Genomic DNA, 7,502 nt, shown 5'->3' with positions numbered 1-7,502 from the left:
TCACCCCCCATGCTGCGGCCCTACTCCTATCCCGCGGCGGTCGGGGGGCTGGGGGGGGTGGGGTGGGGGTGCTCTCTGCCTGAGCGGTGTAGTTGGCCCGTCCGGCCAACTACACCGCTCAGCTTTCGCGCCCGTTGCGCGGCTCGGGGCGCTGCGGAACCGCGCCCACCTGTGTGGCGTTCGGGCTCCCGACCTCAGGACGAGGGCGGGGACCCGGGCCACCCTTCAGTCGCGGCGCCTGACCGGCTCTCCGAGCAGCTCGGTCAGTTCCGCCTCGACGGCGGCGAGCAGCGGGGGCCCCCAGACGGTCAGTGTCTGTTCCCAGGGGTGGCCGAAGGTGCCCAGGCGGAGGTCGTCGGTGAGGTGGAGGTAGTAGTCGCCATTGGGGTAGGTGCCTTTGCCGGGTCGGGGCGGCCGTCCAGGGAGGTCGGTGCGGCGGGGGTCATAGCGATAGCCGTCGTGCTGCCAGTCGAGCCAGTAGACGAACTCGCCGGGCTCGGTTGCCGTGAGCAGTCCGCGCTGGACGATCGCGTCGATCCGTTCGGGGAGGTCAGGGACGGGCCGGTGGTGGGCGTGTAGATGCCAGACGGCGGAGGGAACGGGAGCGCTGATCGCGGGCAGGGAGGTGGTGCTCGGCTTGAAGGCGAAGTCGGTGTAGAAGCGGTCCCACAGTGGACCGTCGTCGTGGAGCCAGTCGAGGAACTGCGCGGGGCGGGTGGTCTCGGGGGTGCCGGTCGGGCGCCAGTGGTAGGAACGGACGGTGGCGGCCTCGATGAAGCCGGCTTTCAAAAGCCGCTCGCGCAGGAGGCCTCCGGCCTCGGCGAGGAGGGGACGCGAGCTCTGCGTGCGCCAGTGGGCGGTGCACTCCCGGACGAAGTCTGCGTCGTCGCCGCTCAGCCCACCGACGATTTTGAAGGGAAAGGTCAGGTCGGCGTAGACCCAGCCCACGGCGGTGACCTCGCCGTGCTGCAGGAGGACGTCGACGTAGACGTCGCCGTCCTCCGAGGCGCCGTCCGCGATCATCTCCGCGTAGGGCACCGCGTGCGGGCCGGGGGAACCGACGGCGATCCCCCAGGCCCGTTCGGCCTGATCCCGTACCGCGTACAGGCTGCGGATCTCGTTCCGGGACTTCGCCAAGACATCGGGCTCGCCCGGCAGCTCCTCGGCAATCAGCACGGAACGCTCCCAGCCCGGGGTGAACCCCGCTGCGGTCAGCGCTCTGCCCAGGTCCGGCGCATCGTGCCCGTACACCTTCCACTCCACGGGCTCGCCACGCTCCGCGAAACCTTCCTGCTGGCGGCGCACCAGCCCGGCGATGTCGGTCCCGGGCGCGAGGGGGGCGTGCTCGGCCGTGCCGTGCGTCCCGTAGTGCCGGCGCACGACCGGCCCATCGGCCTGGACCACCACCCCGACCGGATGCCACGAGGGGACCCGTCCCCGCAGCCCGTCGTATTCCGTCCACCGCTCGCCCATATCCATGCGCGGGAGCCTAGACGGGGCTCGGAGGCGTCCCGGCGTGAGGACCTTTGGGGTACATGCCTCGGGGGAGTTTCCCGACCATACCTGCATGCATACATGCAGGTCAGGGGTGTCCCGACGGCGGCGAGGGCCATCTAGAATACTCAGATGAGCCAAGTAGCGCGCTCAAAGGGCCAATTGGGGCACTCAGTCACAACGCCTGTGACTGAGCGCGATCCTGGCCCGGACGGACGACTTCGATGCTCAGCACTCGCTCTCTTGGAACGGCACGGAAGCGATCGGCGGACGGTGCGTCCGCGGAGCGGCCCGACAGCTGATCCGGGGTGCTCCGGTGAGCCGCGACATCTGGGTGCAGCGAGCGGGTGCCGGCCTGGGCGCAGGGGCGTTTCTGCGGTGAATCGTGATCCCCGACCGGGTGAACCCTCTCCTGGTGGTCTTCTCGACCGTGGCCGTTCGGCACTCCAACCAGGCTCGTGACATCCGGTGCCACCGCAGTGGCGCGAAGCACAGGGCAGGCACACGGACTGTCCGGCGCCGACGGCGCTTGGGATCTCCTCCGTAGCGGACGCCACGGCGGCGCTGGGTCTGGCTCCGGACGTAGAACACACGCTCGTCGAGGTCGACGTCCGACCAGACGTGCCGCCTCCGGGTCCGCAACCGCCCAGAGGTCAGTACGCACACTTCCCGGTGTGCGGGCCGTTCGTTCGTGGTCGCCTGCCGCACGCGCGGTGCGCGGCCAGGTCCTCGTCCCGGCCGCGCGCCAGCAGCAGGGCACGGTACATCCCGCAGAAGGTCTGTCCGTGATCACGTCCGCCTTCTCCTGGCGCCGGTCAAGTCGTCGTGCGTCTCGGCTGCACGACGCCGCGCCGCGTCGGCGGGCGCTCCGTCAGTTCCCGTGGATGCGTGCCGGCGCCGTCCGTCACGCGAAGGCGGCGGCGTTGCGCTTGGCCCAGTCGGCGAAGGTGGTGGCGGGGCGGCCGAGGATCTTCTCGACGTCGGGGCTGACGGTCTGCTCGCGCGGGGTGGGGGTGCCGATGATGTCGAGGGTGGTGTCGGCGACCGGGGCGGGCATGAAGGTGAGCATCTGTGCGCGGGCCTCCTCCCGGGTCTGGCCGATGAAGGTGACCTGCTCGCCGATGGCGTCGGCGATGGCGGCGGCGCGCTGGAGCGGGGTGGTCGGGGCGGGGCCGGTGAGTTCGTAGCTGGCCTTGGCGTGGCCGGGCCGGGTCAGGACGGCGGCGGCCACGGCGGCGATGTCGTCGGGGTCGATGGCCGGGAGGGCGACGTCGCCGAAGGGTGCGGAGATGGTTCGGCTCGCCTTGACCGAAGGTGCCCAGGCGTAGGCGTTGGAGGCGAAACCGCCCGGACGCAGGATGGTCCAGTCGGTGCCGGAGTCCATGACGGCCTGCTCGTAGGCGGCGAAGGCCTGTCCGTGGGACAGGGAGTCCGGTCGGGTGGCCACCCCCTGGGAGGACAGCAGGACGATCTTGCCGTAGTTCGCGAACGGAGCGACAAGGGCGGTGGGGTCGCCGGTCATCATGAGGTCTCCCCCGACGAGCAGGAAGACCGCATCCGCCGTGGCGGGCAGGGCGGCGGCCGGCTGGGCGAGGTCGGCGGCGATGGCATGCACGCCGGGCGGGACATCGGCCTGGGTGATGCGGCGCGAAACCGCGGTCACTTCGTGTCCCTGTTCGGTCAGCAGGCGGACGAGCGTGCGGCCGACGTTTCCGGTGGCTCCCGTGACAACGATCATGCAGGGTTCCTCGAATCAGAGCGAGTTAGTTAGTTGACTGACTGGCTGGCTGGCTGGCTCGGAGGTTAGCACGAGTCGAGTCGTATAGTTAGTTAGGTGACTTACTCGAAGGAGCCTGCCCGTGCCCGGGTCGCCGGCGCGAAGCGGCAGCGACTCATGGAAGCCGCGGCCGACGTCGTCCACAGGCAAGGCGCCGAGCGCACCACCATCGCCGACATAGCGCGCGCGGCCGAGGTGCCCGTGGGCAACGTGTACTACTACTTCAAGACCAAGGACGAACTCGTCGCCGCCGCGCTGTCCGAGCATGAGCGACACCTGAACCTGCTCATCGGCCGCCTGAGCCAGCTCCCCGATCCTCGTGAGCGCCTCAAGGGCCTGATCGAGGGCTGGGTGAGTCAGCGTGACCTCGCCGTCCGGTACGGCTGCCCGACCGGCACTCTCGCCGCGGAGCTGGGAAAACGCGACCAAGGTGGCCTGGACGTCGAGGCGGGAAGGGTTGTACGGCTCCTGCTGACCTGGGTGGAGGGTCAGTTCCGCGAGCTTGGCCAGCTGGATCCAGAGGGCCTGGCCCTTACCTTGGTGGGCGCCTATCAGGGCATGTCCTTGCTGGCCAACGCCCTGCGAGACCCGGGGGTCATGGACCGTGAGGGTGCTCGCCTGATCGCCTGGATCGACTCCCTCGAGGCCGCCTGAGCCCGCCGTGCCGTATCAGGAGGTGAGGGGCCCGCTGCCGTGCCGAGCGTCTTGCGTGGGCAAGGTGTCCGGACGGGTCCTTCCTGGACGGGAAACGATCAGCCCTGCCGCTGAAACGGTGCGGTTGACCCATTCGACGCGCACGCGCGGGCGATTCCCGTCTTTGCGGCGGCGCGGGCGATCGGGTGGTTCCGGCAGGGGTCGATCAGACGGCGCCGGCTCTCAGGAGACAACGGGGCGTTGCGGTGCGACCTGCACGGGCTTTCTGCGCAGGGTGAGGACCGGCACCGACGCGGAGGGCCTCCGCGTCGGGTGAGGCGTCTCAGCAGCCGACGAGCCTGCGAAGGAGTTCCAGGCCCGCCTGCCAGTCACCGAGGCCGCTGTCGGAATTGATGTGGCCGTGGCCTTCGACGAGGTGGCCTTGCGCCTGCCACTCCTGCGCGAAGGAGACGGACGTCTTCGGGTCGCAGTAGGGGTCGTCGTCGCTGGCCACCGTCAGGCTCGGGCACGGCAACGGGCGAGCGGACAGGCCCAGGAACGTGGGTGCGGCCCCACGCGGGAACGCCGGTCCCTGGGGATCGGGAGGCGCAACCAGGAATGCCGCCACCGTGTCGGGTCGCGTCTGCTCCAGCCAGTGCGCGGCTGCCCAGCAGCCAAGGCTGTGAGCCACCAACGCCACCTGGTCGTCACGCAGGGAAGCGATCTCGTAGGCGGCCTGGATTGCGGCGACCCAGTCCGGCAGGTCCGGCCTGCTCCACGAGGCCGGCGCGATCCGGATCGCCGAGGGCCCCCATCGCTTCTCCCACAAGCTCTGCCAGTGGCGGTCATCCGAACCGTCGATCCCAGGGATGATGACGTACGCGACCATCGTCCACCGCCCATCCAATCGTGGCCCCTGCACCTCGCCGGGACGCCCTGGGGCGATTCTCGATGGATCAGCGCCAATGACGGGGCTCGGCAAGTGATCTCAAAGAAAGTGGCGGCGACAACGATGGAATCACTCGACGAGATCGACCGTGCCATCCTGGCCCTGCTCCAGGCCGACGGCCGGCTCACCGGAGCCGAGGTCGGACGCCGGGTCGGGCTGTCCCAGCCGGCAGCCAGCGCCCGCATCCAACGCCTGGAGAAGAACGGGATCATCACCGGCTACCGCGCCGTCGTCGCCCCCGCCGCAGTCGGACTGAACATCCACGCGGTCGTCCGGCTACGCACCACCCACGCGCAGCTGACCCAAGCGCTCACCGTTACCGCCCGGACTCCCGAGGTCGTCTCGACCCTCCGCGTGACCGGCGAGGACTGCCTGCTCCTCGACGTGCACTGTTCTCACGCCGAACGCCTTGAGCAGGTCGTGGACTCGCTCGCCCGCTACGGACCGGTCACCACCTCCCTCGTCCTGCGCAGCTACCCGCCCAAGTCGCTGCCGGCGGCACCGTCGACCACGAGCTGACCCTCAACGTCTGATGGTCGCGTCTGATGGTCGCGTCTGATGGTCGGGTCATGAAGGTCGCAGGCCCGGCCCGGTCCCGCCGGTGAGGCCGGCGATGAGGGCCGGTTTCCGCATACGTTCGGGCCGGTCCTTCGCAAGCTCCGCACGGTGGGGGGCTCTCACCCCTTGTAGGAGTCGATGAGCCGGGCCAAGTGCTCGCCCGCGACCGTCAGCGGCGTCTCGCTCTTGAAGACCTGTGCGGTGAGTTCGGCGCCTTCGAGGGTGCTGATGACGGTGGTGGCCAGGTCGTGCGCGTCACCCTCCGGGAATCCGGCTTCGCGAAGCGTGTCTGCCACCATGTCCCGCCAGTGCTGGAAGGCTTGAGCGACGGCCTGCTCGATGGCTGGGACTCGCCCGACGGTTTCCAGTGCGGTCGCGCTGATCGGGCAGCCGTCCACCCACTCGGAGTCGCGCAGGTGACGGGCGAGCGCGCGGGCGCAGGCGGCGATGGCCTTCGCCGGGTCGGCCTCCTCGGACAGTGACGCCGACAGCAGGTCGGCGAACTCCTGGTCGGCATGCTGGACTGCGGCCACGCCCACGGCCTGCTTGCCGCCGGGGAAGAAGTGGTAGACCGAGCCGAGCGTGGCCTGGGCTTCCTGGGCGACCTGCTTGATGCCGGTTCCCTCGTACCCCTGACGTTGCATCAGCAGGGAGGCCGCGCGAACGATGCGCTCCCGGGTGCCCGGCTGTGGTCTGTTCGCCATGCGGCCGAGCTTAGTGGATAAAACGTTCGTTCTAGCTTGTGGGTCGCGTGAACGCCGTGTTAGCTTCCGGCTTGTTAGAACGTTCTTTTTAGAAGTTCTCGCAACAAGGAGCTGGAGATGGAACACAAGCGGATCACCGTCAACGGCCTGGACCTGGCCTACGTCGAAGCAGGAGAAGGGCCGCTCGCCCTGATGCTGCACGGCTTCGACACGCCCAAGCTCTACCGGTACCTCCTGCCCGCGCTGGCCGGGGCGGGATACCACGCCGTAGTCCCCACCATGCGGGGCTTCGCCCCCTCCCAGGTGCCGCCGGACGGCAGCATGCGCCTTCCCGACCTGATCGCCGACGCCAACGCCCTGCACGAGGCGCTCGGCGGCGGGTCCGACGCGGTCCTGATCGGGCACGACTGGGGCGGCTTCACCACCTGGGGCGCCGCCGCGGCCGCACCCGAGCGGTGGGCCAAGGTGGTCGTCAACGACGTCCCTCCCCTGCCGTTCTACGACCGCGACAGCGCGGATCCCGGCAGGATCGAGCGGTACGTCCACTTCTACTTCTTCCAGATGGCCATAGCCGACCAACTCGTCGCAGCCAACGACCTCGCCTACCTCGACTGGCTCTGGGACCACTGGACGGGGACCGTCCCCGGCTACGACTCCACCGAGGACCGCAAGGCCATGAAGGAAGGACTCAACACGCCGGAGAGGCTCCACCTCGGCCTGGAGCTCTACCGGCAGAACTTCCCGGCCGCAACATTCGGCACCCCGCAATGGGAAATGGCCCGCGTGCTGGACAAGCTGCCCTCCCAGCCCACCCTGTACCTCCACGGAACCGAGGACCCCGTGGTCGACGAGGCGACACTCGCCGACATCATCGCCATGCTGCCCCCCGGATCGGACGGCGCGATGATCGAAGGCGCCGGCCACCACCTCCTCGCCGAGAAGCCGCAGGAAGTCAACCAGCGCATCCTCGCCTTCCTGGCTCGCTGATCACACCCATGCGGCGCAGGCCGTCCATCTGCCGATGGCCGACCTGCGCCGTGGCGAGCAGGGCATCCACCGGAATGCGGGCCTGCACCCCCGGCATGAGACCGGAGCACAGCAGTGGCCCGCGCTCCCAGGGGTGCGGGCCGCGGTGCACGCGGTACGCGATCTGGCCGGAGTGGGGCGCGGATGCGCCGGTCGCGACTGTCGTGACGAAGGCGTACGCGAGCCTGGACGTGCCGGCCTTCGACCTCAACCGCTGAACCCGGAGTCCGTTGACGTGCTCCCTGGCCTAAAGTCCAGGGATTCCGGCCTGGGTCGGCTGACCCTTCCGGGGGCTTCCTGCTTCACCGCGCTGTGCGGGCACGTGTGCCCGTCTTACCGGCGCTCCACAGGCGTTTAGCGT

Annotated in this window: 8 protein-coding genes; 4 read left to right on the top strand and 4 right to left on the bottom strand. The window is 69.5% G+C overall.

Going from position 1 to position 7,502, the window contains the following annotated elements:
• Positions 1-225: 225 nt before the first annotated feature.
• A complete protein-coding gene (locus ACFV7Q_RS37775; protein WP_385435475.1) occupies positions 226-1,479 on the bottom strand; it encodes a DUF2716 domain-containing protein in 1,254 nt (417 codons plus the stop codon).
• Between the two features lie 919 nt (positions 1,480-2,398).
• Positions 2,399-3,232, bottom strand: a complete 834-nt coding sequence (locus tag ACFV7Q_RS37770) for an NAD(P)H-binding protein (protein ID WP_385435474.1) — start codon at positions 3,230-3,232, stop codon at positions 2,399-2,401.
• Positions 3,233-3,388: 156 nt separating this feature from the next.
• Here ACFV7Q_RS37770 and ACFV7Q_RS37765 point away from each other — a divergent pair, with 156 nt between their 5' ends.
• Positions 3,389-3,925, top strand: a complete 537-nt coding sequence (locus tag ACFV7Q_RS37765; RefSeq protein ID WP_385435476.1) for a TetR/AcrR family transcriptional regulator — start codon at positions 3,389-3,391, stop codon at positions 3,923-3,925.
• A gap of 322 nt (positions 3,926-4,247) precedes the next feature.
• Here ACFV7Q_RS37765 and ACFV7Q_RS37760 read toward each other — a convergent pair whose 3' ends face one another.
• Complete coding sequence (locus ACFV7Q_RS37760; protein ID WP_385435473.1) at positions 4,248-4,793, bottom strand: RBBP9/YdeN family alpha/beta hydrolase; 546 nt, start codon at positions 4,791-4,793, stop codon at positions 4,248-4,250.
• A 123-nt stretch (positions 4,794-4,916) separates the two neighbouring features.
• Between ACFV7Q_RS37760 and ACFV7Q_RS37755 the strand changes: the two genes are divergently transcribed.
• Positions 4,917-5,372, top strand: coding sequence for an Lrp/AsnC family transcriptional regulator (locus ACFV7Q_RS37755; protein ID WP_385435472.1), 456 nt, complete (start codon positions 4,917-4,919; stop codon positions 5,370-5,372).
• A gap of 158 nt (positions 5,373-5,530) precedes the next feature.
• Here the strand turns inward: ACFV7Q_RS37755 and ACFV7Q_RS37750 are convergent, their stop codons facing one another.
• Positions 5,531-6,115 (bottom strand): TetR/AcrR family transcriptional regulator, encoded by a 585-nt coding sequence (locus ACFV7Q_RS37750; protein WP_385435471.1) that lies wholly within the window; start codon positions 6,113-6,115, stop codon positions 5,531-5,533.
• Between the two features lie 117 nt (positions 6,116-6,232).
• Here ACFV7Q_RS37750 and ACFV7Q_RS37745 point away from each other — a divergent pair, with 117 nt between their 5' ends.
• On the top strand, positions 6,233-7,102 hold the full coding sequence (locus tag ACFV7Q_RS37745; RefSeq protein WP_385435470.1) for an alpha/beta fold hydrolase: 870 nt from the start codon (positions 6,233-6,235) through the stop codon (positions 7,100-7,102).
• Positions 7,103-7,197: 95 nt separating this feature from the next.
• Complete coding sequence (locus tag ACFV7Q_RS37740; RefSeq protein ID WP_385435469.1) at positions 7,198-7,359, top strand: hypothetical protein; 162 nt, start codon at positions 7,198-7,200, stop codon at positions 7,357-7,359.
• Positions 7,360-7,502: the final 143 nt, after the last annotated feature.

Source organism: Streptomyces sp. NPDC059851 (assembly GCF_042732005.1).
Taxonomy (GTDB): domain Bacteria; phylum Actinomycetota; class Actinomycetes; order Streptomycetales; family Streptomycetaceae; genus Streptomyces.
The sequence above is the reverse complement of the archived record's forward strand: the minus strand, read 5'-3'. Positions and strand labels throughout refer to the sequence as shown.

Bases quoted from the DNA above. Each gene is read 5' to 3' on its own strand.
- ACFV7Q_RS37760 (WP_385435473.1), bottom strand. From the start codon at position 4,793: ATGGTCGCGTACGTCATCATCCCTGGGATCGACGGTTCGGATGACCGC.
- ACFV7Q_RS37775 (WP_385435475.1), bottom strand. From the start codon at position 1,479: ATGGATATGGGCGAGCGGTGGACGGAATACGACGGGCTGCGGGGACGG.
- ACFV7Q_RS37750 (WP_385435471.1), bottom strand. From the start codon at position 6,115: ATGGCGAACAGACCACAGCCGGGCACCCGGGAGCGCATCGTTCGCGCG.
- ACFV7Q_RS37755 (WP_385435472.1), top strand. From the start codon at position 4,917: ATGGAATCACTCGACGAGATCGACCGTGCCATCCTGGCCCTGCTCCAG.
- ACFV7Q_RS37745 (WP_385435470.1), top strand. From the start codon at position 6,233: ATGGAACACAAGCGGATCACCGTCAACGGCCTGGACCTGGCCTACGTC.
- ACFV7Q_RS37770 (WP_385435474.1), bottom strand. From the start codon at position 3,232: ATGATCGTTGTCACGGGAGCCACCGGAAACGTCGGCCGCACGCTCGTC.
- ACFV7Q_RS37740 (WP_385435469.1), top strand. From the start codon at position 7,198: ATGAGACCGGAGCACAGCAGTGGCCCGCGCTCCCAGGGGTGCGGGCCG.
- ACFV7Q_RS37765 (WP_385435476.1), top strand. From the start codon at position 3,389: ATGGAAGCCGCGGCCGACGTCGTCCACAGGCAAGGCGCCGAGCGCACC.